Annotated in this window: 23 protein-coding genes, 1 other RNA gene and 1 pseudogene; 5 read left to right on the forward strand and 20 right to left on the reverse strand. The window is 68.5% G+C overall.

Going from position 1 to position 25348, the window contains the following annotated elements; all coding sequences use genetic code 11:
* Nucleotides 1-21: 21 nt before the first annotated feature.
* Nucleotides 22-726, reverse strand: a complete 705-nt coding sequence (locus QMK34_RS07475) for an SDR family oxidoreductase (RefSeq protein WP_326412912.1) — start codon at nucleotides 724-726, stop codon at nucleotides 22-24.
* Between the two features lie 88 nt (nucleotides 727-814).
* On the opposite strand from QMK34_RS07475, the gene QMK34_RS07480 reads away from it, so the two are divergent.
* On the forward strand, nucleotides 815-1384 hold the full coding sequence (locus tag QMK34_RS07480) for a CGNR zinc finger domain-containing protein (protein ID WP_326412914.1): 570 nt from the start codon (nucleotides 815-817) through the stop codon (nucleotides 1382-1384).
* A gap of 9 nt (nucleotides 1385-1393) precedes the next feature.
* Here the strand turns inward: QMK34_RS07480 and QMK34_RS07485 are convergent, their stop codons facing one another.
* From QMK34_RS07485 to QMK34_RS07550, 14 genes and pseudogenes are all read right to left on the reverse strand, one after another.
* Entirely contained in the window at nucleotides 1394-2191 is a 798-nt protein-coding gene (locus QMK34_RS07485; protein ID WP_326412916.1) for an alpha/beta fold hydrolase, read from the reverse strand.
* Nucleotides 2192-2320: 129 nt separating this feature from the next.
* Nucleotides 2321-2998: a DedA family protein gene (locus QMK34_RS07490; protein ID WP_326412918.1), complete on the reverse strand. Its 678-nt coding sequence runs from the start codon at nucleotides 2996-2998 to the stop codon at nucleotides 2321-2323.
* Nucleotides 2999-3079: 81 nt separating this feature from the next.
* Nucleotides 3080-3721: an SDR family oxidoreductase gene (locus QMK34_RS07495; RefSeq protein WP_326413011.1), complete on the reverse strand. Its 642-nt coding sequence runs from the start codon at nucleotides 3719-3721 to the stop codon at nucleotides 3080-3082.
* Nucleotides 3722-3892: 171 nt separating this feature from the next.
* A pseudogene (locus tag QMK34_RS07500) lies at nucleotides 3893-5005 on the reverse strand (ABC transporter ATP-binding protein); the annotation flags it as partial.
* Nucleotides 5002-5997 (reverse strand): ABC transporter ATP-binding protein, encoded by a 996-nt coding sequence (locus tag QMK34_RS07505; protein ID WP_326412920.1) that lies wholly within the window; start codon nucleotides 5995-5997, stop codon nucleotides 5002-5004. The pseudogene QMK34_RS07500 and the gene QMK34_RS07505, both read right to left, overlap by 4 nt.
* A 6-nt stretch (nucleotides 5998-6003) precedes the next feature.
* Nucleotides 6004-6930, reverse strand: coding sequence for an ABC transporter permease (locus QMK34_RS07510; protein ID WP_326412922.1), 927 nt, complete (start codon nucleotides 6928-6930; stop codon nucleotides 6004-6006).
* Nucleotides 6927-7928 (reverse strand): ABC transporter permease, encoded by a 1002-nt coding sequence (locus tag QMK34_RS07515; protein ID WP_326412924.1) that lies wholly within the window; start codon nucleotides 7926-7928, stop codon nucleotides 6927-6929. The genes QMK34_RS07510 and QMK34_RS07515 overlap by 4 nt, the downstream gene beginning before the upstream one ends.
* Before the next feature lie 91 nt (nucleotides 7929-8019).
* Nucleotides 8020-9693, reverse strand: a complete 1674-nt coding sequence (locus QMK34_RS07520; protein ID WP_326412926.1) for an ABC transporter substrate-binding protein — start codon at nucleotides 9691-9693, stop codon at nucleotides 8020-8022.
* Nucleotides 9694-9977: 284 nt separating this feature from the next.
* Nucleotides 9978-10457 (reverse strand): uridine kinase family protein, encoded by a 480-nt coding sequence (locus QMK34_RS07525; RefSeq protein ID WP_442785109.1) that lies wholly within the window; start codon nucleotides 10455-10457, stop codon nucleotides 9978-9980.
* A gap of 47 nt (nucleotides 10458-10504) precedes the next feature.
* The gene (locus QMK34_RS07530) at nucleotides 10505-10948 is read right to left on the reverse strand and encodes a DUF2304 domain-containing protein (protein ID WP_326412929.1); all 444 of its coding nucleotides are present in this window, start codon (nucleotides 10946-10948) and stop codon (nucleotides 10505-10507) included.
* A 16-nt stretch (nucleotides 10949-10964) separates the two neighbouring features.
* Nucleotides 10965-11666 (reverse strand): glycosyltransferase family 2 protein, encoded by a 702-nt coding sequence (locus QMK34_RS07535; protein ID WP_442785111.1) that lies wholly within the window; start codon nucleotides 11664-11666, stop codon nucleotides 10965-10967.
* A gap of 60 nt (nucleotides 11667-11726) precedes the next feature.
* Nucleotides 11727-13718: a DUF6541 family protein gene (locus tag QMK34_RS07540; RefSeq protein ID WP_326412933.1), complete on the reverse strand. Its 1992-nt coding sequence runs from the start codon at nucleotides 13716-13718 to the stop codon at nucleotides 11727-11729.
* 94 nt (nucleotides 13719-13812) lie between these two features.
* Nucleotides 13813-15108, reverse strand: coding sequence for a hypothetical protein (locus tag QMK34_RS07545; protein ID WP_326412935.1), 1296 nt, complete (start codon nucleotides 15106-15108; stop codon nucleotides 13813-13815).
* Between the two features lie 5 nt (nucleotides 15109-15113).
* On the reverse strand, nucleotides 15114-16130 hold the full coding sequence (locus tag QMK34_RS07550; protein ID WP_326412937.1) for a glycosyltransferase family 2 protein: 1017 nt from the start codon (nucleotides 16128-16130) through the stop codon (nucleotides 15114-15116).
* A 79-nt stretch (nucleotides 16131-16209) separates the two neighbouring features.
* Here QMK34_RS07550 and QMK34_RS07555 point away from each other — a divergent pair, with 79 nt between their 5' ends.
* Nucleotides 16210-17322: a UDP-N-acetylglucosamine 2-epimerase gene (locus QMK34_RS07555; RefSeq protein WP_326413012.1), complete on the forward strand. Its 1113-nt coding sequence runs from the start codon at nucleotides 16210-16212 to the stop codon at nucleotides 17320-17322.
* 67 nt (nucleotides 17323-17389) lie between these two features.
* On the opposite strand, the gene recR is transcribed toward QMK34_RS07555, so the two are convergent.
* Both recR and QMK34_RS07565 read right to left on the reverse strand, forming a co-directional pair.
* Nucleotides 17390-17986, reverse strand: coding sequence for a recombination mediator RecR (gene recR / locus QMK34_RS07560; protein ID WP_326412939.1), 597 nt, complete (start codon nucleotides 17984-17986; stop codon nucleotides 17390-17392).
* A complete protein-coding gene (locus QMK34_RS07565; protein ID WP_326412941.1) occupies nucleotides 17987-18349 on the reverse strand; it encodes a YbaB/EbfC family nucleoid-associated protein in 363 nt (120 codons plus the stop codon).
* 278 nt (nucleotides 18350-18627) lie between these two features.
* Here QMK34_RS07565 and QMK34_RS07570 point away from each other — a divergent pair, with 278 nt between their 5' ends.
* Nucleotides 18628-19269 (forward strand): N-acetylmuramoyl-L-alanine amidase, encoded by a 642-nt coding sequence (locus tag QMK34_RS07570; RefSeq protein WP_326412942.1) that lies wholly within the window; start codon nucleotides 18628-18630, stop codon nucleotides 19267-19269.
* Between the two features lie 314 nt (nucleotides 19270-19583).
* Here QMK34_RS07570 and QMK34_RS07575 read toward each other — a convergent pair whose 3' ends face one another.
* Together QMK34_RS07575 and QMK34_RS07580 are read right to left on the reverse strand one after the other, a co-directional pair.
* Nucleotides 19584-21626: a DNA polymerase III subunit gamma and tau gene (locus tag QMK34_RS07575; protein WP_326412944.1), complete on the reverse strand. Its 2043-nt coding sequence runs from the start codon at nucleotides 21624-21626 to the stop codon at nucleotides 19584-19586.
* Between the two features lie 49 nt (nucleotides 21627-21675).
* A complete protein-coding gene (locus QMK34_RS07580; RefSeq protein ID WP_326412946.1) occupies nucleotides 21676-23262 on the reverse strand; it encodes an ALF repeat-containing protein in 1587 nt (528 codons plus the stop codon).
* Between the two features lie 199 nt (nucleotides 23263-23461).
* On the opposite strand from QMK34_RS07580, the gene QMK34_RS07585 reads away from it, so the two are divergent.
* The gene (locus QMK34_RS07585) at nucleotides 23462-24289 is read left to right on the forward strand and encodes a spermidine synthase (protein ID WP_326413013.1); all 828 of its coding nucleotides are present in this window, start codon (nucleotides 23462-23464) and stop codon (nucleotides 24287-24289) included.
* Between the two features lie 13 nt (nucleotides 24290-24302).
* Here QMK34_RS07585 and ffs read toward each other — a convergent pair.
* An RNA gene (gene ffs, locus QMK34_RS07590) (signal recognition particle sRNA small type) lies at nucleotides 24303-24399 on the reverse strand.
* 43 nt (nucleotides 24400-24442) lie between these two features.
* On the opposite strand from ffs, the gene QMK34_RS07595 reads away from it, so the two are divergent.
* The gene (locus QMK34_RS07595; protein WP_326412948.1) at nucleotides 24443-25342 is read left to right on the forward strand and encodes a threonine/serine dehydratase; all 900 of its coding nucleotides are present in this window, start codon (nucleotides 24443-24445) and stop codon (nucleotides 25340-25342) included.
* Nucleotides 25343-25348: the final 6 nt, after the last annotated feature.

Consider the following 25348-nt stretch of genomic DNA (forward strand, 5'->3'; position numbering starts at 1 on the left):
GTCGCGCGTCCTGGGCCGTGCTCAGACGGCGATGGGCGTGGCGCCGAGGTGCTCGACCGGGCCGGAGAGCGCGGCCTTGATCTGACGCGAGATGTCGTCCGCGAGGACCTCCGTCTCACCGTTCTCGACCGCGGCCAGCGCGTCGCGGGCGACCTGGCTCGGGTCGTTCTTGGGGACGTCCAGGGCGCTGATCATGTCGGTGTCGGTGTAGCCGAGGTGCACGCCGACCACCTGGGTGCCCTGGCCCGCGAGCTCGATGCGGAGCGAGTTGGTCAGCGACCAGACGGCGGCCTTGGACGCGCCGTACGAGCCGGAGCCCGCCGCCCAGGACAGCACCGAGTGGATGTTGACCAGCGCGCCGCCGCCGTTCGCCGCGAGGATGGGCGCAAACGCTTGCACCACGCGCAACACCCCGAACACGTTGGCGTCGAAGGTGGCCTTGGCCTCGTCGACGTCCGCCATGAGGAGGGCGGACTGGCCGACCACCCCGGCGTTGTTGATCACGATCGAGACGTCGCCCGCGAGCTTCGCGAGCGCCTCGACGGACGCGGCGTCGGTGACCTCCAGCGGCAGCGCGACGACACGCGGGTCTCCACTCTCGACCGGCGTGCGGGCGGTGGCGTAGACCTTCACGGCGCCGAGCTCGAGCAGCTGCTCGACGAACGCCTTGCCGAGCCCTCGCAGGCCGCCGGTGACCAGCACGGTGGCGCCCTTGATGGTGGTCATGATGTCCTCCTGTTGACATAGTCAAATAGCTTTTACCTCTGTCACGACAGTGGACCCGAGATGCGACAGAGTCAAGTACGCTTGACCTATGTCATGGAGTGGGACGGGCCGGTTCGGCCTCCGGGAGGCCCCCGGCGGACTCGGCCTGGTGCAGGACTTCGTCAACACCAAGACCATCGGCGACTACGGCCCTGACCTGCTGTCGAGCACCGAACTGGCGCAGCCGTGGCTGAGCCGTGCGCTCGCCGCGTGGTCGGCCGCGCGCGGGCTGGACGTGCCGGAGATCACGCTGTCCGAGGGCGATCTGGCGGCCTTGCGGGAGGTGCGGAGCCTCTTCGAGCAGCTTGTCCACGGCGAAGAGGTGAGCGCGCCGGGCCCGGTGCGCACCGCGCTGCTCCCCGGGCGGGACGGCTCGGTGCGGCTCGCGCCGTCGGGCGCGGGGGGCGACTGGCTGGTTTCGGCGCTGTGGACCGAGACCCTGCTCGCCCAGCAGGCGAAAACCTGGCCCCGGCTCAAGATCTGCCGCCGAGAAGAGTGCGGATCGGCGTTCTACGACGTGTCGCGCAACAACAGCGGCGTCTGGCACGACGTCAAGACCTGCGGAAACATCAGCAACCTGCGCGCTTCACGCGAACGGAAGCGCGCCGCAGCCGGATGACCGAGGCCGTCAGCCGCCGAAAAACTCGCGGAGGACGGGTGCGAGGGCCGCGGCCTTGACGATGTGGGTCTGGCCCGGCAACGCGCGGTGCCGAGCTCCGGGAAGGGTGCCGGCGAGCGCTTCGACGCCGTTGCGCATCCACTGTGGACTCTTCGTGCCGCCGACCACCAGCGTGGGGACGGCGAGGGCGCTCCAGCGGTCCGCGGGCAGCGGCTTGCCCGCCTGGGCGTGCTGGACCAGGGCAAGGTCGTACGGAAGCGTGTGCGCGACGGCTTTGAGCTGCTTCCACGCTGGCATCAGCGGCATCAGCGCGACGACGGCACCGGGCAGGTTGACACCCTTCGCCATGAACAGCTTCACCGCCGCGCTCCGCTTGCCCGCGGCGACCAGCTCGCCGATCCGCGCACCGCAGTCGGACGGCGTCGGCGGCCGGGTGGCGTCGACCACGAACGGGGCCTCGTACAGCGCCAGTTTCTTCACCGACGAGAGGCGCGTGGCCGCCTCCAGCGCGAGCGCCGCGCCGGACGAGATGCCGTAGAGGTACGCGGAGCCACCCGCCGCCTCGATGACCGCTTCGACGTCCTCGACCTCGCGCTCGATGGCGTACGGCGCGGTGTCGCCGCTGTCCCCGCGGCCGCGGCGGTCGTAGGTGTAGACCGTGAAGTGGTCGGCCAGCAGCTTGGCCAGGTCCGGATTCGGGCCGAAGGTGCGGGTGTTCAACGCGCCGTCGACCAGGACGAGGGCCGGGCCCTCGCCTGCCCGGCTGTAGGCGATCTTGGTGCCGTCACGGGAAGTCACGTCGGTCATCGGAGTCTCCTTCGCTGGTGTGCACCCAGCTTCACACCGAATATTCTGGCTGTCAAGACAAAAAATATGTTCGGTGAGACGACCGGAGAAACCCGATGCCACCTATGGTGACACCGGGCTGCCGAAACCTCAGCTGAGGACGGTGGCGGACTCGTCCTTCGACTTGCCGTCGGTGCCCTCGTCATCGTCGTTGTCACCGTCGTCATCACTGTGCGCCATGCGCTTCTTCATGACGAGCGCGATGACGATCCCGGCGACCACCGCGACGGCGAGCCCGACGTACGAGAAGCCCTTGAGCCACTTGTCGGCCACGATGCCCAGGTAGTAGATGAGCGCCGTGGTGCCGCCCGCCCAGGCGATGCCGCCGAGGGCGTTGGCGGCGAGGAAGCGCGGGTACGGCATGTGGAGCGAACCCGCGAGTGGGCCGGCGAGGATGCGCAGGAACGCCACGAAACGGCCGAAGAACACGGCCCACACGCCACGTTTCTGGAACATCGCCTCGGCCTTGGCGATGTGTTTCGGGCCGAAATGCTTCGGGAATTTCCGGCCCGCCCAGGCGAACAGGCGTTTACCGCCCTTGCGCCCGATCAGATAGCCGATGCTGTCACCGATGATCGCGCCGGCGCTGGCGATGATGCCGATCCACAGCGGGCTCAGCTCGGCGTGCTGTGAGGACAGCAGGGCCGCGCTGACCAGCACGATCTCACCGGGCAGCGGGATGCCGAGACTTTCGATCATCACCACGAGGCCGACGATCAGATAGACCGACAACGGCGGGATGCTCTCCAGCCATTGGTCGACGTTCAATGCGTGCCCCTAGCTAAATTTTGCCGTTTCACGCCGGGTTCAGGCGTCTTGCCTGCAGCGTACCGGGAGGGCAGCGCCCGGCTAGCCGAAAGCGGCAAGCGCGGCGTTGACGGGGATGTCGCCGGAGTGCACGTCGAACCCGCGGTTCTCGGTCAGCGGCTCGTCCAGGGCGGCGACGAGCACGGCGGCGACGTCCGCGCGGGACACCTTGCCGTGCTCGAGGTGCGTCGCGATCTTCACCCGTCCGGTGGCCGGGTCGTCGGTCAGCGTGCCGGGCCGGACGATGGTCCAGATCAGGCCGGACCGCTGGAGCACGCTGTCGGAAGCCTGCTTCGCCAGCAGGATCGAGCGGACCAGCCGGTCGCCCTGGTCCGGCGAGTCGGCGAACTGCGCGGACAGCTGGAGGTATCGGCTGACCCCGGCCTTCTCGGCGGCGCGGATCGCGGAGATCGCGCCGTCGCGGTCGACGAGGTTCACCGAGGCCTCGTCCGGATCGGGCGCGCCGACCGCGCTGATCACGACCTCCGAACCGGCGATGGCCTCGACCAGGTCCGCGGCGTCGGCGGTGACGTCCGCGACCACCGGCTCCGCCCCCAGCCCGGCGACCTCATCGGCCCGGCCGCTGCTGCGCAGCCCGGCACGCACGGAGTGACCACGGCTGCGAAGGAGTTTGACGACGTGAAGCCCAGTACGGCCCGAAGCGCCCAGAACGGTGACCTGCATGGAGTGATCCTGCCCGAAACAGCCCGCTCGCGCCCTGTCGATCACGCAACTCGTCGACGAGTTGCGCCGTCTGGCCGGTAGCGGCGCGAGTACTGCCGCTAAAAGCCTCTGAAGGCCACCATCACGGCGTAATACGCCGTGATGGTGGCCTTCAGGGGCAGTTGCGGCGTAGAGGACATCGGAGACCGTGGCGACGTCGGGAGGGCCGAGGTCCGGGTTGAGGGCGCCGTCGATCTCGAAGAGCTCGGCCTTGACCTCGTGCGGGTGGATCCGGCCGTCACGGTTGTCCTCCGCGTAGTGGCAGGCCACCCGGTGCCCGGCGCCGATCTCCCGCAGCTGCGGGCGGTCGGTGTCGCACAGACTCTCCTGCTTCCACGGGCACCGCGTGTGGAAGCGGCAGCCGGTCGGCGGGTTCGCCGGCGAGGGCAGGTCGCCCGCGAGCAGGATCTGCTCGCGGCTGTCCTCGACCACCGGGTCCGGCACGGGAATCGCCGAAAGCAGCGCCCTCGTGTACGGGTGCAGCGGGTTCTCGTAGAGCTCGTCCGCGGTGGTCTCCTCGACCAGCGCGCCGAGATACATCACGCCGATCCGGTCGGAGATGTGCCGCACCACGGCGAGGTCGTGCGCGATCACCAGGTACGTCAGCCCGAGGCGCTCCTGCAGCTCCTCGAGCAGGTTGACCACCTGTGCCTGCACCGAAACGTCCAGTGCGGACACCGGCTCGTCGGCGACGATCAGGTCCGGCTCGACCGAGAGCGCCCGCGCGATGCCGATGCGCTGGCGCTGCCCGCCGGAGAACTCGTGCGGGTACTTCCGCAGCGACGACTCCGGGAGGCCGACCGCGGCGAGCAGCTCCTTGAGCCGCTTCGCCGTGGACTCCTTGTCCTTGTCGAGCCCGTGCGCCTTCATGCCCTCGACCAGAATGGACTCGACCGACTGGCGCGGGTCCAAACTGGACAGTGGGTCCTGGAAGATCATCTGCATCCGGCGCCGTGCCAGGCGCAAAGCCTCGCCCTTGAGCTGCGCGACGTCCGTGCCGTCGAACACGACCTTGCCGTTGGTGGGCTCGGAAAGCCGCAGGATCGCCCGGCCCAGCGTGGACTTGCCACAGCCGGACTCGCCGACCAGCCCGTAGGTCTCGCCGCGGACGATCGACAGGTCCACACCGTCGACGGCGTACACGTGCCCGATCGTCCGGTCGAACACGATGCCCTGCTTGATCGGGAAGTGCACCTTCAGGTCTTCGACCGTCAGCAGCACCTCACCCTGCGCTGCGTGCGTCATCGGTGTCCTCCTCCAGCGGCGACGGCCGGCTGGACCGGGTTGTGGCACCGCAGCAGCCCGCCGTGGTCCGGAACCAGGTCCGGCGAGTGCTCACGGCACGCCGCGACGGCGTTCGGGCAGCGGGGCGCGAACGCGCAACCGCCGTCCCACGGAATGTTGTCGGCCACGGAACCCTTGATGGGGACCAGTTTCTCGCCACGGCCCGCGTCGAGACGCGGGATCGACGAGAGCAGGCCGTGCGTGTACGGGTGCCGCGGCTGGGCGAACAGCGCGTGGCGCTGCGCCCGCTCCACGATCCGGCCGCCATAGAGGACGTTGACCTCGTCGCACAGCCCGGCGACGACGCCGAGGTCGTGCGTGATCATCACGAGCGCGGTTCCGGTGTCCTGCACCAGTTCCCGCAGCAGCGCGAGGATCTGCGCCTGGATCGTCACGTCGAGCGCGGTGGTCGGCTCGTCGGCGATGAGCAGCCGGGGACGGCAGGCCAGCGCGATCGCGATGAGCGCGCGCTGCCGCATGCCGCCGGAGAGCTGGTGCGGATACTCGGAAAGCCGCCGGGTCGGGTCGGGGATGCCGACCTTGTCGAGCAGCTCGGCCGCCTCGATCATCGCCTTCTTGCGCGACATGTCGCGGTGGCGTTCCAGCACCTCGGCGATCTGCAGCCCGATCGGGATGACCGGGTTCAGCGAGGACAGCGGGTCCTGGAACACCATGCCGAGGTCGCGGCCGCGGCGGTCCTGCATTTCCTTGTCCGACAAGCCAAGCAGGTCAGTACCCTCATAGGACACCGAGCCGGTGACGGTGTTCCCGCGCTTCGCCAGCAGCCGCATGATCGCCAGCGAGGTCACCGACTTACCACAACCGGACTCGCCGACGAGCCCGACGGTCTGGCCGGGTTCGACGCTGAAACTCACCCCGTCCACCGCGGTGAACGGCCGCTCGCCGCGGCGTTGGAAAACGACCTTGAGGTCACGAACTTCGAGGAGTGCCACGGGAAATCACCGCCTGTTCTTCGGATCGAGGGCTTCACGGAGGGACTCGCCGAGCAGCGTGAAGCCGAGCGCCACCACGATGATCGCGATGGCCGGGTAGTACGCCAGTTCCGGCCGGATGTCCAGGAACTGGCGCGCGCCCTTGCCCAGCATCAGGCCCCATTCCGCACGGGACGGATCCGGGTCACCGAGGCCGAGGAACGACAGCGCCGCGGCTTCGAGGATGGAGGTCGCGAGCGTCAGGGTCGCCTGCACGATGACCGGGCCGAGCGAGTTCGGCAGCATGTGCCGGAACACGATCGTCGTTCTCTTGACCCCGAGCGAGGTCGCCGCGAGCACGTGATCACTGTCCCGCTGCACCAGCATCGAGCCGCGCAGCAGCCGGGCGAAGATCGGCACGCAGATGATCGAGACGGCGATGATCACCGACCACTGGCTGGCCTTGGCGAACAGCGCGGCGATCGAGATCGCCAGCAGCAGCGAAGGCACCGACAGCATGACGTCGACCAGCCGCATGAGGACCGTGTCGACCCAGCCGCCGAACGCACCGGCGAGGCCGCCGATGATCATGCCGATCACCAGGCCGATCAGCGTGGCGAGCACGCCGACCAGCAGGGTCTGCTGCGAACCGACGATCAGGCGGGAAAGGAAGTCCCGGCCGAAGTCGTCGGCGCCGAACAGGAAGCCCGGCTGGCTGCCGGGGATGAAGTCCGGCCGGACCAGGCTCCCCAGGTACTGCTCGTTGGGGTCCTTGGGCGCCAGCAGCGGGGAAAAGACCGCGATCAGGACGAACAGCAAAGTGATGCTCGCACCGGTGATCGCGACCGGGCTGCGCAACATGCGGCGCACGGCCTCGGCACCGAGACTGCGGCCGGCGGCCGCGGCGGCGAGCTTGTCGATCGGCTCCTTGCGCTTGTTCAGCAGAGTGTTCATCGCACACGCACCCTCGGGTCGATGATCCCGTACGAGACGTCGACCAGCATGTTCACCAGGACATACACGACCGCGCCGAACAGGAGCAGGGCTTGCAGCCGCGGATAGTCACGCCGCTCGATGCCCTCGGCGAGCAGATAACCGAGGCCGCGGAAGTTGAAGACCCGTTCGGTCAGGACCGCACCGCCGAGCAGGGCGCCGGTCTGCAGGCCGATGGTGGTCACCACGGGCAGCAGGCCGTTGCGCAGCACGTGCCGCCGCCGCACGATGGACTGGGTCAGCCCCTTGGAGTTCGCCGTGCGGATGAAGTCCTCGTTCAGCACGTCGAGCACCGAGGCACGGGTGATCCGGGTGATCACCGCGAGCGGGATGGTGGCCAGCGCCACGGCGGGCAGCACCAGGTGCTTCAGCGCGTCCCAGACGGCGTCCCACTCCTGGGTGATGATGCCGTCGAACACCGCGAATCCGGTGATGGAGGTGGCGTCGAGCCCGGTCATCTGCCTGCCCTGGGACGGCAGCCCCAGCGGCGCGGCGAACGCGTCCTGCATGACGTAACCGAGGAAGAACACCGGAACAGCGACCCCGACCAGCGTGAGAACGATGATGACGTTGTCCACGATCCGGCCGTGGAACTGGGCGCTGAGATAACCGAAGGGAATGCCGAGCCCGATCGCGATGACCATCGCGGCGAAGCCCAGCTCGATGGTGGCGGGCGCGAAAGTGCTGATCTCCGACATGACCGGCTGCCCGGAGGCGAGCGAGTTGCCGAAGTCACCGGTGAGCGCCCGGCCGAGGAACTTGAAGTACTGCAGGAAAACAGGCTGGTCGAGCCCGAGAACCTTGTTGAGGTCGGCGATCTTCTGGGGCGTGGCCTTGTCGCCGAGCAGAGCACCGGCGGGACCGCCGGGCAGAGAGCGAAGCCACGCGAAGATGAGTATGGACAAGATCAATAGCGTCGGGATCGCTTGTAGCAGTCGACGCACCAGAAATCGGAGCACTTGGAGTTTCCTTTTTTGCCAGCCCGGCAAAGTCAAGGGCAGGGGGCGAGCGCGGTAGCGCCCACCCCCTGCCCAAACTTGAAGCTCAGGCTTATCCCATGCTCACGGTGTTGAAGCGTTCGTCGGTGAGCGGGCTCGCCACCAGACCCTTGACCTTCGAGCTCACCACGAGGGCGGGCGTCGGGTAGGCGATCGGGACCGCAGGCATGAATTCCATGATCTGCTTGTTGACGTCCTGGTACGCCTTGGCGTGAGCGTCACCGGCGGCGGCGGCGTCGGCGCCACTCAACGCGGTGAACAGCGCCGGGTTGTCGAAGCCGAACTCGGTCTTCTTACGGCCGAAGAACGTGCCGATGAAGTTGCCCGCGTCGTTGTAGTCGCCGGTCCAGCCGAGCAGGTGGATGTCCTGCTTGCCGTTCTTCTGCACGTCGTCCTTGTAGCCACCGTTCCACGGCTCGGCCACGGCGTCGATCTTGATGCCGATCTTCTTCAGGTCCTCGGAGATCGCCGTGAACGTGTCTGCCGGGTTCGGCATGTACGGGCGGCTGATCTCGGTCGGGTAGTAGAACTTCAGCGTCAGGTCGCTCGCCCCGGCCTGGGCCAGCAGCTGCTTGGCCTTCTCCGGGTCGTACGGGTACTTCGTGACATCGTCGGTGTAGCCGGCGATGCTCTTGGGCACGAACTCGGTCGCGACCTCGGAACCCTCGGCCAGCTTCGACTTCACGTACTGCTCGCGGTTGATGCCGTAGGCCAGCGCCTGGCGGACCCGCACATCCTTGAGCTTCGGGTTGCCCGACTGGTTGATGCCCAGGTAGAGCAGGTTGAACGACGGGCGGATGAGCACCTGCTGGCCGTCGTTGCGCAGCAGGCCGTAGTCACCGGGCGACGGGTAGTCGTAGCCCTGGATCTCGCCGGCCTTCAGCGCCTGCTTGCGGGCGTTCTCGTCCGGGATGACCTTGAAGATGAGCTTGTCGAGCTTCGCCTTGTTCGCGCTCGCGTCGTTACGCACCAGCGTGATCTCGCCCTTGGCGGTGTCCCAGCTCTCGAACTTGAACGGGCCGGTGCCGACGGGGTGCTTGGTGCCGTACTCGCTGTAGCTGAACGAGTCGCCGCTCTTGGTGACCGTGTCGGCGGTGTACTTCTTCAGCGCGTCCGGGCTCTGGATGGAGAATGCCGGGAGCGTGAAGGCAGCCGGGAAGACACCCTTCGCCTTGTTCAGGTTCACCACCGCGGTGCCGTCGTCCTTGGCTTCGCAGCTCTTGTAGACGGGGGCACCGCCGGCGTCGCCCTCGTTCTTCGCGAATCCCTCGAAGACGTCGCCGTAGTAGATCATCTGGCTCTGGGCGGCGGCGCCCTTCATGTTGTACCAGCGGTCGAAGTTGAAGCAGACCGCCTTGGCGTCGAAGGGGGTGCCGTCCTGGAAGGTGACACCCTTCTTCAGCGAGAACGTCCAGGTCTTCGCGTCGTTGCTCGGCTCCCACTTCTCGGCCAGGGAGGCCTCGAGGTCCGCGGTGCCCGGCTTGTTCTGGATCAGCGTGTCCTCGATCTGCCGAACGACCCGCAGCGACTCGCCCTCGTCCGTGAAGGTCGGGTCGAACGTCTTCGGGTTGCCCGCGGTGCCGAAGATCATCGTCCCACCGGTCGCACCACCCCCAGCGCCTTCATCGCGCTTGGAATCGGCACAGGCGGACAGCGAAACCGCGAGCGCGCCGGTAAGCCCGATCAGGGCAATACGGCGTGTTCGGGTCAGCCGCAATTGCTGCATCTGGCACCCCTTGGGAGATGTTCGGTGTTTTAGTCACCGTCCGGTCGGTCAGGAACTATGAGCGCCACGGACGATCGGTGTGTGCGCCGACACTAGCGGGAACTCGCCCCGCACTTAAGCACGTGAGGTTACGATCGCGCTACGCGGAGGCCAAAATGACCGCAAAGTGTCCCGAAATACTGACTGTGAGTAACATTTCGCTCCCACTGGTGCGGGCAGCGCACGACCACTGACACAAACGGCGGTATGCACGTAAGGCCGCTCGCACTAAGTGCCGAGCGGGTTCATCGGCTGTCCGCGGCCTCGCGGGTGCCGTCCACAGCGAACCAGCCCCGTTCGAACAACTGCCAGCGGCGCAATTCTTCCCGCGCTGCCTCACCATCACGGGAAACGACCCGCTTCAGCCGGGTCGGAGGCGCCGGGCCGTCGACCCAATGCAACTGGGAAAGCACCGGCCGGACCGAACGCCGACCTGCGGAAACACCCTCCAGGATCAGCACTTCGGGCACTTCGACAGCGACGAACGCGCCCAGCCGGGGTTGTCCGCCCGGCCAGTCCATCCGGCGATAGCCGCCCGCGCGCCCTGCGCTCAGCGGCGTCAACACGCCACGGACGAGCCGTGGCCACCACGAAACCGGGTCGTCCCAGGTCGCGAAGTCGTCGGTGCCGATCAGCCCGGCACGGACCCCGTGAGCCCGCAGTTCGGCCGAGACGGCGGCGGCGAGAGTGGACTTCCCGGCACCGGAAGGGCCGTCCACAGCCAAAAGCCGCACCTCGCCCAGCCGGGCGGGTGCGGCGAGGACCGCTTGACTCAGCGCGTGCGTGCGGGGCTCGGTTCGGGGGCGGCGAGGGCCTTGGCGTCGTCCGGCGCCGCCGTCTTCGTCTCGAGCGCGGCGATCCGCTGTTCCAGTTCGCGTTTGGTGTCCTCGAGCTCGCACCGCAGCAGTGCGGTCTCCTCCACGGAGGTCCGCACCTCCTCCTCCAGGTGCCCGACCTCCGTGGACAGGTGCAGCGCGACCAGCGCGAGCACGACCCCGGAGAGCAGGAAGACGAAGTTGGACGGCGTCTGCACACCGGTGGTCTTGGCGAGGAACTCCGCGGCCTGCGGCAGGACCGCCAGCACGACCACGCCGATCGCGACGATGAGCCAGATGCCCGCGTACTTCTCCCGGAGCTTGCGCCGCCGCATCATTTCGAGAACGACGAACAGCACCAGGCAGGCGATGACGATGCTGAGGATGCGCCAACCGTCCATGATTCGGATCTCCCCTTTACGCGGAGTCGGACGAGTCGAGCGCCGGACGGCGGCGCACCAGCGCCAGCAGCAGCGCGAGACCGGCCCGGCCCAGGTAGACGGCCGATTTGACGGGTGAGTGGCTCGGCGTGCCGCCGGCCCGCTCCCGCATGATCACCGGGATCTCGGCGATCCGCAGGTCGGCCCGGATCGCCATCACCAGCGACTCGACCGTGTCGCCGAGGTACTCGGCCGGGTAGTAGGAGGCGAAGAGCTTGATCGCGCGCGGGCCCATCGCCTTGAAGCCGGAGGTGACGTCGGTGAGCTTGGCCTTGCCCAGCCGCGAGAACACCAGTGACAGCACGACCATCGCGTACTTGCGCGGGCCGCTGGCCTTGTACGCGCCCTTCCCGGCGAACCGGGAGCCGATGACGATGTCCGCGTCGTCGAGGCCGCGCAGCAGGGCGGCGACCTCGTCCGGATCGTGCTGGCCGTCCGCGTCGACCTGGACCACGACTTCGTAGCCGCGGGCGACGGCGTACCGGAAGCCGGTGCGCATCGCGCCGCCGACGCCCAGGTTCACCGCGAGCCGCGCGACCGCCGCTCCGGCGGCGCGGGCCAGCTTGGCCGTCTCGTCGGAGGAACCGTCGTCGACCACCAGGACGTCCAGCCCCGGCAGTGCCTTCTTGACCTGCCCGACGACCGAGCCCACGCTCGCCTGCTCGTTGAGCGCGGGCATCACGATGAGCACGCGACGGCTGGTCACGGACGTACTGGCCACGTCGATCATCCTATCCACTCACTGGCCGTGAGCGGAGCCGGACGCGGCGCCGGAGGAGACCCCGGACCCGGCCACGCCCTGCTGCCCGGCGATCTCGTAGACGGTGGCACCGCTGTTGCCGAAGACCCGGTTGAAGCCCGGGGTCGAGCCGATCCGCCGGAACCCGGCGGGCTGCTTGATGTCCACGGTGACCGTGCCACTGCCGGTGATGACGTATCGCACCTTGAGGTCGGTCAGCAGCTTCCTGACCTCGGGGTTCTTGTCGAGTTCGTTGAGGTGCAGCGAGAGGAACGCGGCCGGGGTGGTGCGCGCGGCGCCGTAGTAGGTCCACTCGACCGGCTGCACCCCGGCGAGCGCGTACATCCACACCGAACCGTCGCTGAGGTCGTTCATCACCCGCTCGCCAGGGGCGACGTGCTGGGCGAGCCAGCCGTAGGCCGCCTGCTCCGCCGCGTTGACCGAGGGGCCGTTGGGGTCGTAGTTGTACGCGACGCGAGCGGCGTTGCGCTCGACGTAACCGCCGCGGCTCAGCACCGCCATCACCAGCCCGATGGCCAGCGCCCCGGCCAGCGTCACCGTCGCGGGTTTGAGGCTCGGGCGCCAGGCACCGACCTTGGCCGCGAACTTTTCCGCGCCGGTGTTGACGAACTCGCCGATCGCCACGGCGCCGATCAGCGGGAGCAGCGCGGCGATGCGCCAGTGGTCGTTGTAGAACACGCTGCTCAGCGTGAGCACCAGCCGAGTCTCCAGCGAGACCGTCACCATGAACAGCCCGCCGAACACCACGAACGCGCCGACCAGCCACACCATCCGCCGGTGCTTGACGAGCAGGAAGACGCCGATGATCGCCGGGAGGCCGACCCACCACAGTGGAAAGTCCGCCATCGGCGAGAACGTGATTGTTTCGCCGATGGCGGCCGCGACCGTCGCTTCGGTGGCCCAGGACGCACTCGTCACGCCCGCCGCGTTGTACAGCGACGGCAGGATCACCGGCAGCGCGAGCACCAGGCACAGCCCGATGGTCACGACGAGCGACGGCGCGGACCGGCGCCAGTCGATCGGCTCGAAGCGGAACAGCACGGCGGCCAGTATCAGCAGGAAGTACACGATGACGACGAACACGACGCTGGTGTGCAACCCGGCGAGCCCGGCGACGCCGAGGCCGATCCCGAGCGGGCCCGCGACCCCGCGCGGCTTGAGCAGGTAACGCGCCAGCGCGATCATCGCGGGGATCATCGAGACCCCGGCGATGAACGGCCACAATGGACCGCGCCACAGCGAGTCGTACGGGAACGCGGTGAACCAGGTGCTGACGGCGGCCGCGGCGGCGACCGCGATCGTCGGCATCCGCCAGGCCGCGCACATCGCGGCCACACCCAGCGGCGCGGCGATGGTCACCGCGACCACCGCGAGGTTCAGCGTCGGCATCACGGTGAGGCCGCTCTTGCCGAAGACCAGCGCGAGCAGCGCGTGGAAGGTGTCGGGGTAGAAGTAGTGCGTCTCGTTCGGCAGGTTGGCGATGGTGCCGACGGTCGAGGGGCGCGCGTCGCCGTGTTCGGCGATCCAGCGGATGAGGTTGCCGTGGTAGGGCGCGTCCCAGCCCTGCTGGACGTTGTTGAGCGAATGCGAGCCGCGCAGGAACGTGACGGCCCCGACGGCCATGCCCGCGGCCACGCCGAACCCGATCAGCAGGTGCCCGCGCAGCGACCGCCGCGCTGAGTCCCCTAGGTCCTTCTCCGCCTCCGCCCACTCCGGATGACGCCGGGCGGTGAAGCGGTCCACCGCGAACGCGAGGGCGAAGCCGACCGCGGACAGCAGCAGTGCCCACAGCCCGACGTTCAGCATGGTCCAGCGGATGCCGAGCCCGCCGAGCACCGGGACGCCGATCGCGACGATGCCGAAGGTCAGCAACGGCGCCGCGGCGGCGAGTGTCCAGCCACGCAGTTTGACGGCCGTGCCGAAAACGAGACCCGGCAACCAAAACGCGAGTAGCACGAGAAGTACGTTCATCGAATTTGCAATCCAAACTGTACTGAAATATCCCCGGTGCGAGAAAGCACCCAGAACTTCACCGGCAATTCAGCCATCCGAAAAGCATGTGAGATCACACTAGCGGGACGCGTGAACCGGCCTTCGAGTTGCCTGCTGAAGGAGTGACGCGCAAGACGAACACCAGTACGACCGCCAGCCCGAGGGTCGGCCCCAGCGCCAGCCCGGCGACAGCGCGGAACACGGCGTCGCCCGGCAGGAACAGCAGCACCAGCGCCGAGGTGGCGGCGACGACGGCCCAGGTGAGCAGGACTTTGTTCGCCTTGGCCTGTGCGACGAGCACCGCGGCCGCCAGCTGGATGGCGGTCAGCAGCACCGACGACCACACCAGCCCGGCCATCCACCAGCCCTCGGGCCGGTTCTTCGCGGTGTACAGCAGTTCGACGACCCAAGGTCCGATGAGGAATCCCACCAGTGCGCCGGCAGCGGCGAGCACCAGCGCGGCGAGCGCGCCGACGGAGAGCAGCCTGCGCAGGCGACGGGGGCCGTCCGCGGTGCCGGAGAGCCGGACGACGGTCGGCACGGCGATGGCCTGGATCGGGGACAGCAGCATCAGCGGGGTCCGCGCGACGAACAACGCGAGGAACAGCACCCCGATCCGGTCGTCCTCCCCGCTCGGGCCGAGCAGCGACACCATCGCCGGGTAGCCGGTGATCACGCTCGCGGTGAGCCCGGCGCCCGCCATGAGCGTGACGATCCGGACCGCGACCGGCCGCAGGGCCTCCCCTTCGAGTCCCGGGTCGACCAGCCTTCCGGCCTGGCGGGCGAACAGCAGCCAGGCGAACGATCCCGCCGCGGCGGCCAGCGCCAGCGGCACCAGCTGGGCGAGGCCCGCCACCAGCAGCACCCCGAGCAGCAGCACCCTGACCAGCGCCTCGGCCATGATCAGCCAGGAGTACGGCCGGATCCGGTGCTGCCCGATGAGCAGGCCGCGCGCGGCGAACTGGAAGGCGAACGAGACCCCGCCCGCCAGCACGATCACGGCGAATTCCCAGTGGCCGCCGTACAACCTCTGCGTCACCGGGGGGATCAGGGTGAGCAGGCAGAACAGCAGCACGAGCACCGCGCAGACGGTGAACGCGCGCACCGCGGGCTTACCGGCCTTGGCGCCTTCGAGCGCGGCGTGCGCGGACTGCCGCGAGATTTCCTGTTCCAGCGGGGAAAGCGCGGCGCCCAGTCCCATCAGGACACCCCAGAACGACAGGAAGACCTTGTTGTCGGCCGGATCCAGCACCCGGCCCCAGACCACGGTGAGGACGTAGCCGAGTCCGATCGCGATCAGCAGGAAGATGCCGATCCGACCGGCGGACCTGCCGGTTTCCTTGCCCAGCCGGGCTGTTTCGTCGGGCATGACGCTCATCGGCGCCTTCGCGCACGCAGCGCGAAGTAGAGGCCGCGCACCGCGCCCGCGCCGAAACCGGCCGCGAACAACGGGCTCAGCTGGGCGACCGCGCGGGCCTCGGCCTTGGTCGCGCCGAAACGCGTCACCGCGGCTCCGGCCGCGGCCGAGCCGAGCACGCCGAGCGTCACCGCCGTCTTCGGCCGCTTGGCGGCGACGCCGAGACCGAGCAGCCCGACCCCGAACGCCGCGAAGAAACCGTTTCGGGCCGGGCCGGGCGAGGCGAGGTAGGAGTCCACAAAGGTCGTTCCGCGGAAGTAGGACTGCGCGACGAACTTCTTCAAGGATTCACGGCCGTGATAGGTCGCGGACAACTCCGGCGCGAGGTGGATCCGCTGCCGTTCCGCGATCCAGCGCAGGACTCCCGTGTCGTCACTGGCGAAACGCGCGTCGTCGAACAGCGAGACGAAGGCGTTCGACGCGTCCTCGAGTACTTGGCGTGGCGCGGAAAAGAAGCCCGTGCCCTTCGGGAAGACGTCGAACTCCTCGATGCCGAAGCTCATCAGGCGCGGGTTCGCGCAGTAGCGGCGCCAGGGGATCTTCACCAGGCCCGCCATGAAACCCGCGTACGGATTCTGCTCGGAGGCGACGTTGATGTGCCCGTTCCAGACCTGGCGCTCCGGGTGTCCGATGAGCTGTTCCCGCAGGAAGGTCAGGGATTCCGGGTCGATGATCACCCGGCTGTCCAGTAGCAGGACCTGCTCGCCGGCGGCCTTCGTGATGCCGAGGCGCCGCGCCTCGAAGCGGCCGCTGTTCGGCTGGGTGAGCACGGTAATGCCATAGAGTCGTTGCAGGGCCGCGAGCTTTTCCCCGGTGGCGTCGGTGCTGCCGTCGTCCACCACGATGATCTCGACCGGCCACGCGGCGGCCTCGGCGGAGGCGACCAGCGCGCCCACGCTGCGGTCGATCCAGTTCTGCTCGTTGTGGACCGGGATCACGACGCTGAGACCGGGGAGGAGCGTATTCGCACTCACGCCGCGAGACTACCCTGGACCGCGGGTCGGGATGAGCCCAGTATCCTTCCGGCACCGCATACCCGGTTATCCGACAGAGATAGGGCCCACGGTGATTTCCTTCATTCTCGGCACCACGGCCGAACTGATCAAAATCGCGCCGGTTTACCACGCTATCGCCGATCGCGGAACCCGGCCGAAGATCTGGTTCACCGCGCAACACGTGGACGAGGTCGCCGACGTGCTGTCCGATCTCAAGCTGCCGGAGCCCGACGTCTGGCTGGTGCTGAAGGAGCAGGCCCGCAACCTGGAGTCGCCGTCGCAGGTCCCCGGCTGGGCCGCGCAGGTGCTGCGAAGCGCGTGGAGCCGCCGCGCCGAACTGAAGGCCACGCTCGCCGAGGACGGCCGCCCGCCGCTGGTGCTGGTGCACGGCGACACGTTCACCACGCCGTACGGCGCCTTGATCGGCAAGCGGATCCTGAAGTCGCGGGTCGGCCACGTCGAGGCGGGCGCGCGCAGCGGCAGCCTGCTCAGCCCGTTGCCGGAGGAGATCAACCGCAAGATCGCGGCGAAGATCGTCGACCTGCACTTCGCGCCCGGCCCGCGCGAGGTGCACAACCTGCGCAACGCGCGCGGCGTCGTGGTCGACACCGAGGCCAACACCGCGATCGACGCGATGCGCCTGGCGATCGACCAGCCGATGACGATGACGGACCTGCCGGAACGGTTCGGCCTGGCCACGCTGCACCGGTTCGAGCTGGTTTCACGCGGGGAGAAGTACCGCGAGGTGCTGGAGACCCTGCGCGACGAGAGCCGCAAGAAGCCGGTGATCTACCTGGCGGGCGCACCGGAGCGGGAGCGGATCAGGAACCTCGGGCTGCAGGACCTGTTCGACGAGGAGCGCTTCCTGATCCGGCCGAAGCTGCGCTACCTGCAGTTCCTGCCGCTGATCGCAAAGGCCGACTACGTGGTCACCGATTCGGGTGGCCTGAGCGCGGAGTGTTACTACCTGGGCATCCCCTGCGCCGTGCACCGCGAGCGCACCGAGACCCCGCATCACCTGGGCGAGACCGTGGTCCTGACCGAGATGCGCGGCGACAAGCTGCGCGGTTTCCTCGACACGTACCAGGACCGCCGCGGCGAGTCGTGGATGGACAAGTACCACCCGAGCGGGATCATCGTCGACACGCTGGCGCAGCTCGGCTACTGCTGAAAAGCGCCATGAACGGACCGTTTATGGCGAAAAACGCCATAAACGGTCCGTTCATCGCAGCTGGGGACTAGAGGACGCGACGGCCGGAGAGCGCGCGGCCGAGGGTCAGCTCGTCGGCGAACTCGAGGTCGCCGCCCATGGGGAGGCCGGACGCGAGCCGGGTCACGGACAGTCCGGGGAAGCTTCGGAGCATCCGCACGAGGTAGGTCGCGGTCGCCTCGCCCTCGGTGTTCGGGTCGGTCGCGATGATGATCTCGCTGATCTCCGCCGCGCCGATGCGGGCCAGCAGCTCCCGCATCCGCAGCTGCTCGGGGCCGATGCCGGACAGGGGGTCCAGCGCTCCGCCCAGGACGTGGTAGCGACCCTTGAACTCGCGGGTGCGCTCGACGGCGAGGACGTCCTTCGGCTCCTCGACCACGCAGATGACCGTGAGGTCGCGGCGGGTGTCCCGGCAGATGCGGCACTCCGTCTGCTCGGAGACGTTGCCGCAGATCTCGCAGAACTGGACGCCCTCCTTGACCTTCCCCAGTACTTCCTGGAGCCGCCCGATGTCCGCGGGATCGGCGGCCAGCAGGTGGAAGGCGATCCGCTGCGCGCTCTTCGGACCGACGCCGGGCAGCCGCCCGAGCTCGTCGATCAGATCCTGGACGACACCTTCGTACAACTAGAGTCCACCGCCGAGGCCGAGGCTGCCGAGGTCCGGCATCCCGCCACCGCCGAGGCCGCCCGCGAGCGGGCCCAGCTTCTGCTCGGTGAGCTGCTGCGCGTTGGCCGAAGCGGCCTGCACGGCGGCGATGATCAGGTCGGACAGTGTCTCGACGTCCTCGGGGTCGACCACTTTCGGGTCGATGACCAGGGCTTTGAGCTGGCTGTCGCCGGACACGGTCGCGGTGACCAGGCCACCGCCGGCGGTGCCGGTCACCTCTGTGCTGGCCAGTTCCTCCTGGGCCTCGACCAGCTTTTGCTGCATCTGCTGGGCCTGCTGCATGATCTGCGACAGGTCGAAGCCGCCACCGGGTTGCACCATGATCCGATCGGTCCTCTCTACCAAACACTCACGTGTCATCCAGCGTAGCCGCGCCCGCCTGTGGCACGGTGGTCGCCGTGCGACGACACGTAACAGGACTGGTTCTGGCAGGTTCGCTACTCCTGACCAGCTGCGGCACGGAGACACCCGCCGCGCCCGCATCAGCACCCCCGACCACGGCGATCCCGCCCCTGTCCACGGTCCCCGGCACCGCCCCCCTGACCTCATTCGCACCACCACCAGCCACCCCGAGCACCCCACCCGGCACCGGCAAGGTGGTGGTCCTCGACCCCGGCCACAACGGCGCCAACGCCACCCACCCGGCAGAGATCAACAAACAGGTCCCAGCAGGCCGAGGCGAAACAAAACCCTGCAACACAACAGGAACCTCAACAAACGCGGGCTACCCCGAGCACGAATTCACCTTCGACGTAGCCCAGCGAGTAGGAGCGGAACTAACAGCAAAGGGCATAAAAGTCATCTACACCCGCCCAGACGACACAGGAATAGGCCCCTGCGTGGACAAGAGAGCAGAAACAGGAAACAAAGCAAACGCAGACGCGGTAATCTCAATCCACGCAGACGGTTCAAACGCCCCCAACGCCCACGGCTTCCACGTGTCCTACTCGTCCCCGCCCCTGAACGAAGAGCAAGGACCCCCCTCGACAAACCTGGCAAAAACCCTACGCGACACCCTCACCAACGCAGGCTTCGAAACCTCAACCTACCTAGGCAAACAAGGCCTGGCCCCCCGAGCCGACCTAGCAGGTCTAAACCTCTCAACCCGCCCAACAGCATTAATAGAGTGCGGCAACATGCGAAACCCAACAGAAGCAAAAAAAATGACAACCCCCGAAGGCCGCCAAAAATACGCAAAAGCAATAACCCAAGCAATAGAAACCTACCTAAGCCCACAGTAAACCCAACCACACTAAACCCAGCCACACTAAACCATCCCACAAAACCAGCCCCAACACCAAAAACAAAAACCCAGCCACCACAGTTTCGCCCCAACCACAGCGTCTCCCCGAGCCCTGCGAGGGGAGACTTCACCGCCGCGCGCCCTCTTTCAGGCCCGCCAGGGCCTCCCAACTCGCGACGGCAGGTCGCCCCCCCCTAAAAACAAAAGCCGCACTTGCGTACATAGTCAGGGGCGGCCTGGCGGCGCGAGTTTGTAAGCGCGCTGGCCAAAAAACACAGGCTTCTAGCCACACCTCAGGACGCAACCAAAAAACTACTCCAACAACCGAGCCCCAAGCTGATCGGCAAGCAGCTTCCGGGCAATCTCCTCTGGATCCTCTTCCGGAGGAAGAGGCGGCGGAGGCGGAGCCGGACTGGAGTCCTCAGAGTAGAGATCCTCATCATCCTCAGCCGAAGGCTCAGGAGGCAGCGGAATATCCGGCTCCCCAGCAGCAACCTTCGCCCGAGCCGGCACCGCAGGCTCAGCCTTCACCGGAGAAGGAGCCTCAGCACCGGGCCCAGCAGAAGGCCGAGTAAAGGACCGCTCAGCAACAGCGACAACAGGAGCCTGCACAACAGGAGCACTAACCGGCCGAGCACTCCCATGAACACACCGAACCTGCCACTCCCCCCCCAGCACATCAGACAGAGCAGCAGCAATCTTCCGAGCATTATCATGATCAGAAAGCCGCTTGGCCAAAGGCTCAGACTTATGAGTGAGAGTCAAAGCAGAACCCTCAACCTCAGCAACGGTGGCCTGCGTAAGCATGGCCTCAAGACTGCGCCCCCCAGCAATCTTCCTCAGCGCACCAAGCAACTGCGGCCAGACATTCCGAATAGCAGCAGCATCCAACCCCCCACCACCACCAGCCACCACCGGCTCAGCAACAGGTTCAGGAGCAGGAGCCTGCACAGCAGGAGCAACAACAGGCTCAGCCCGTGGAGCAGCGGGAGCCTCGACAACGGGAGCGGGAGCAGAAGCAACGGACTCAACAGAAGGAGAACGCTGCGAAGGCCGCTGAAAAGCCCGATCCGGATGCCGCCCAGGCTGAGCAGCAACAGGCTCCGCAACCGGAGCAGCAGCATCAACGGGAGCGACAGGAGCAGCGACAGCAGGAGCAGGAGCAGGAGCAGGAGCAGGAGCAGCAGAAGCCCCCAAAGCAGCCCGCCGTTCAAGCCGTTCCAGCCGCTGCAACATGGCAGCTTCACCCTCAGCCACCGACGGCAGCAGCATCCGGGCGCACAGCAACTCCAGCACCAGCCGGGGCGAAGTAGCCCCCCGCATCTCCAGAAGTCCACTGTGGACAATCTCGGCGTACCGGGACAGGGTGCCGAGCCCGATCCGCTCGGCCTGCGCGACCATCCGGTTGAGCTCTTCCTCAGGAGCAGCCACCAGCCCGCGACCAGCCGCATCAGGCACGGAACGGAGAAGCACCAGGTCACGCAGGCGGTCGAGCAGGTCGGTGGCGAACCGACGGGGGTCGTGCCCGGCTTCGGCCAGCCTCTCGACCGTGCCGAACACCGTGGTCGAGTCGTCCGCGGACAGCCCGTCGACCATGTCGTCGATCAGGGCGACGTCGGTGACGCCGAGCAGCGCGACGGCGCGGCTGTAGTCGATGCCGTCGGGCCCGGCGCCGGCGAGCAGCTGGTCGAGCACGGATTGGGTGTCCCGCGCGGAGCCTCCGCCGGCGCGGATGACCAGCGGGTAGACCGCGGCTTCCACCTTGGCGCCCTCGGCGGCGACGTTGCGTTCGAGCAGCGCGCGCATGGCGCCCGGCGGGATCAGCCGGAAGGGGTAGTGGTGGGTACGCGAGCGGATGGTGGCGAGCACCTTGTCCGGCTCGGTGGTGGCGAAGATGAAGATGACGTGCTCGGGCGGCTCTTCCACGATCTTCAGCAGGGCGTTGAAGCCCTGCGTGGTGACCATGTGCGCCTCGTCGATGATGAACACCCGGTAGCGCGCGTCGGCGGGCGCGTAGAACGCCTTGTCACGCAGCTCACGGGCATCGTCGACGCCGCCGTGGCTGGCCGCGTCGAGCTCCGTGACGTCGATGCTGCCGGGCCCTTCGGGGGCGAGCGCCTTGCATGAGTTGCACTCGCCGCAGGGGTCCGGTGTCGGCCCCTTGGCACAGTTGAGCGAGCGCGCCATGATGCGCGCGCTGGAAGTCTTGCCGCAGCCGCGCGGCCCTGAGAACAGGTACGCGTGGTTGATCCGGCCTGCGGTCAGAGCGGTGCGCAGAGGTTCGGTCACATGCTCCTGGCCGACGACCTCGGCGAAGGTCGCCGGACGGTACTTGCGGTACAGCGCGAGAGCCACGCCGCGAGACTACCGGCACCGTCCGACAACCTTCGCCGCTGGGAGCGGGTTACTTCGCCGACGCGGCGGACCGCGCGGCTTGCGCGACGACGCCGTTGACCGTGGCCACGTGCGCGGCCATCACCTCGTCACGCTTCTTCGCCTTGGCGAGCGGGCCCTGCAGCGCGGGTGCCAGACCGGAGTCCGGCCCGTCCAGCACCGCCTGCGCGACGGCGTTCACCTCGGGACCGCCCGCCGACATGGCCTGCCCGACCACGATCCGGTTGTCGATGCCCCGCGCCCAGTACTGGGTGCTCTCGAGGAACGTGCGGACATCGGCCGGGGTGCCCTCGAGCGCCTTCTGCGCCTCACGGTTGAGGACGTTGCCGCCGACGCTCATGAGCTGCCCGACCGCGATGCGGTCGTCGTGGACACGGCCGGGGTAGTTCTTCGTGCGCAGGAACTCGACGACCCCGGCGTACGGACCGGCGAGCGCGTCCTTGGCGGCCTGGCGCAGGCCGGGCTTGCCGTCACCGTTGGCGATGGCCCCGACGGCCGCACGGTCGTCGGTCTCCTGCGCGGTGGGCAGGCCGGTGCGGACGAAGCCGGGCACGGCGTCGTCCGCACCACGGAGGGCGGCCGCGGCGGCGGCCTTGACCGCGGTGCCCGCGTTCTTCACGAAGTAGATCGCGACCTTGCGCCCGTCGGTGAGCGCGACAGCCTGGTCCGTGCCGGGCGCGAGGGCCTCGGCGAGCTGCTGGTCCTTGCTCTCCTTGGCCTTCGCTGCCTGGTCGGCGTCGTATTTGACCCTGGCCGCGGCGTCGGCTTCGGCCTGGTTGGCGGCCCTGGCGTCCTGCGTGGCCTTGTCCATCTGGGCGTCCAGCCGGACCTTGTCCGCGGCGCGAGCGTCGCTCGCGATCTTGGCGGCGGCGTTCGCGGCGGGCAGCGCGACGGACTTGAACTTGTTGCGCGCGACCAGCGCCTTCTGGGCGACGGCCGCGGTCTCGCGGTCGGCGTCCGCGGCGACCTTGTTCCCGATGGCCAGGAAGTATCGGACGTCCTCGGCAGTACCGCCCAGCGCCGCCTTGGCCGCGTTCTTCACCATGGTGCCGCCCGCGGACATGAGCTGCGTGGCGGTGACCTGGTCGTCCTCGGCCTTGGCCTTGGCGAGCCCGGTCGTCAGGAACGCCCTGACGTCCTCGACCGAACCGTCCAGCGCCTTCTGCGCGTCCCGGTTGACGGCCACGCCGCCCGCGGACATCGCCTGGCCGACCCGGATGCGGTCGTCCGACTGCCGTGCCAGCTCCAGGCCGGTGGCCAGGAACTTCCGGATGTCGTCCGGAGTGCCGTCCAGCGCCTTCTGCGCCGCCCGCTTGACCACGGGGCCGCCGGCGGACATCGCCTGGAGAGCCAGGACCCGCTCGTCGACCTCCCTGGCCCGAATCTGGCCGGTCGCCACGAACTCGCGCAGGTCGTCCGCGGACCCCAGGAGTGCCTTCGCCGCCCGGTCCGAGAGCGTCGGCCCCCCGGTTTCCAGCAGCGTGACGGCCTGCGCGCGGTCGGTGAGCACGTCGGCCCCCGCGGGCGGCGTCGCGAACATCCCGGCGGCCAGCGCCAGCGCGGTCGCCGTCGTGGCGACGCGCAGCCTCGTGTTCATCAAGAATTCTCCCCCACACCTGATCTTCGAAGATCCATCCACCGATCCATCGCCGAAGCCGGGAAAACGTTTCCGGTTCCGGCGAGAATTCACGGACAGCCCGCCTGCACGTACGCTCGGTGCGCCCCCGCCGCGAAAGGAACCCCAGGTGAGTCACGCACGATCGGGACGCAAGAGCCCGGCCCGCGCGTCCGGGCCGGTGCCGGGCCGGTATCCGGTGCGGTTCGGCACCGCCGAGCTGCTGCGCGACGCCGACCGGGCCAACGCCTGGATGATCTCGGTGGACGGGGTCGCGCAGTCCTACGTCGATCTCGACGACCCGGAGAACCTGGAATTCGACTACGTCCGCAGGCTCGGCGACGTGCTCGACTGCCTCACTGACGGCCCGCTGGACGCCCTGCACGTCGGCGGCGCGGGCTGCACGCTGCCGCGCTACCTCGCCGTCACCCGGCCGGGTTCGCGCCAGCTGGTGTTCGACGCCGACGGCGAGCTGATCGAGCTCGTGCGCGAGCAGCTCGAGCTACGCGGCGTGCCGAAGCTGCGGGTCCGGGTGTCCGGCGGCCGCGAGGGCGTCGCGAGCAGGCACGACGCGTCGGCCGACCTGATCGTGGTGGACGCGTTCGAGCGCGCCACCATGGCGGGCGGGCTGGCGACCGTGGAGTTCACCGCGGACGCGGCCAGGGTGCTCAAGCCGTCCGGCAGTTACTTGGCGAACATCACCGACGGCCCGGGGTTGCCGTTCGCCCGGCGGTTCTTCGCCACCCTTGCCGAGGTGTTCGAGCACGTCGTCCTGCTGGTCGAGCCGAGTGTGCTGCGGGGACGGCGGTTCGGGAACCTGGTGCTGGCGGCGTCGAAGAACGAGCTGCCGGTGGCCGAGCTGGCTCGCCGGGCGGCTTCCTCGGCCTACCCGGCGCGGTGCGTCTCGGGCGCTGAGCTCACGAAGCTGCGGGGCAAGGCCGAGCCGGTGTACGACGCGGCGCCGATGGCCTCGCCGGAGCCGCCCAAGGACGTGCTCGGCGTGTTCTGAGGTGGCCCGGACAGGAAAGCGGACCCCGCGCACCCGTCAGAGCCTGCTTATCCTTGCTGCCTTCCGGCCCTGGGGAAGTTCACAGGGTGGACGCCGCGCGGGGTCCGTGGACCAGTGTAGCGATACCGCTCCGGTGCGGTGAAAGGTGGAGGCATGACGAACCCGATCGCCACTCCCGGCCCGGCCGACGTGCGGGCCGCGCAGGCCGCGATCCGGCCTTATGCGCGCCGGACGCCGGTGCTGCGCGCCGAGCTCGGCGGCCGCCCGCTCGTGCTCAAACTGGAACATCTGCAGCTCAGCGGCGCCTTCAAACTGCGGGGTGCGCTGAACTCGATGATCGGCGGGCCACGTCCGGCCAGGGTGGTGACGGCGTCCGGCGGCAACCACGGCCTCGGGGTGGCGATGGCGGCGGCGCTGCTCGGGCTGCCCGCGACCGTGTACGTGCCGGAAACGGTCCCCGAGGCGAAGGCTGTCCGGATCGAGGCCGCGGGCGCCGAGCTCATCCGGCACGGACGGACCTACGGCGAAGCGGCCGCGAGGGCGCTGGACGCGGCGGGCGAGCCGGGCACCCGGTACCTGCACGCCTACGACGAGCCGCTGGTGATCGCCGGGCAGGGCACGGTCGGCGCGGAGATCGTCGAGGACGTGCCCGAGGTGGACGCGGTGCTGGTCGCCGTCGGCGGTGGCGGGCTGGCGAGCGGGGTTTCGCTGGGCATCGGCGAGCGGTCAGTGTTCGCCGTCGAGCCGGAGCACTGCCGGGCGCTGAACGCGGCGCTGGAGGCGGGCGAGCCGGTGGACGTCGAGATCGATTCGGTGGCGTCCTCGGCGCTGGGCGCCACCCGGGTGGGTGAGCTCCCGTTCCGGCTGCTGAACTCGCCGCGGGTGACGTCCGTGCTGGTCAGCGACAAGGAACTGCGCACCGCCCAGTACCTTCTGTGGGACGAGTTCAGGCTCGTCGTGGAACCGGCCGCGGCGGTGCCCTTGGCGGCCTGGCTCGCGGGCCGCGTCGACGCTTCGCTGCCCTGTGTCGTGCTCTGCGGGGCGAACGTCTGACAGCAG

It is taken from the genome of Amycolatopsis sp. H20-H5 (genome assembly GCF_035828755.1).
Lineage (GTDB): Bacteria > Actinomycetota > Actinomycetes > Mycobacteriales > Pseudonocardiaceae > Amycolatopsis.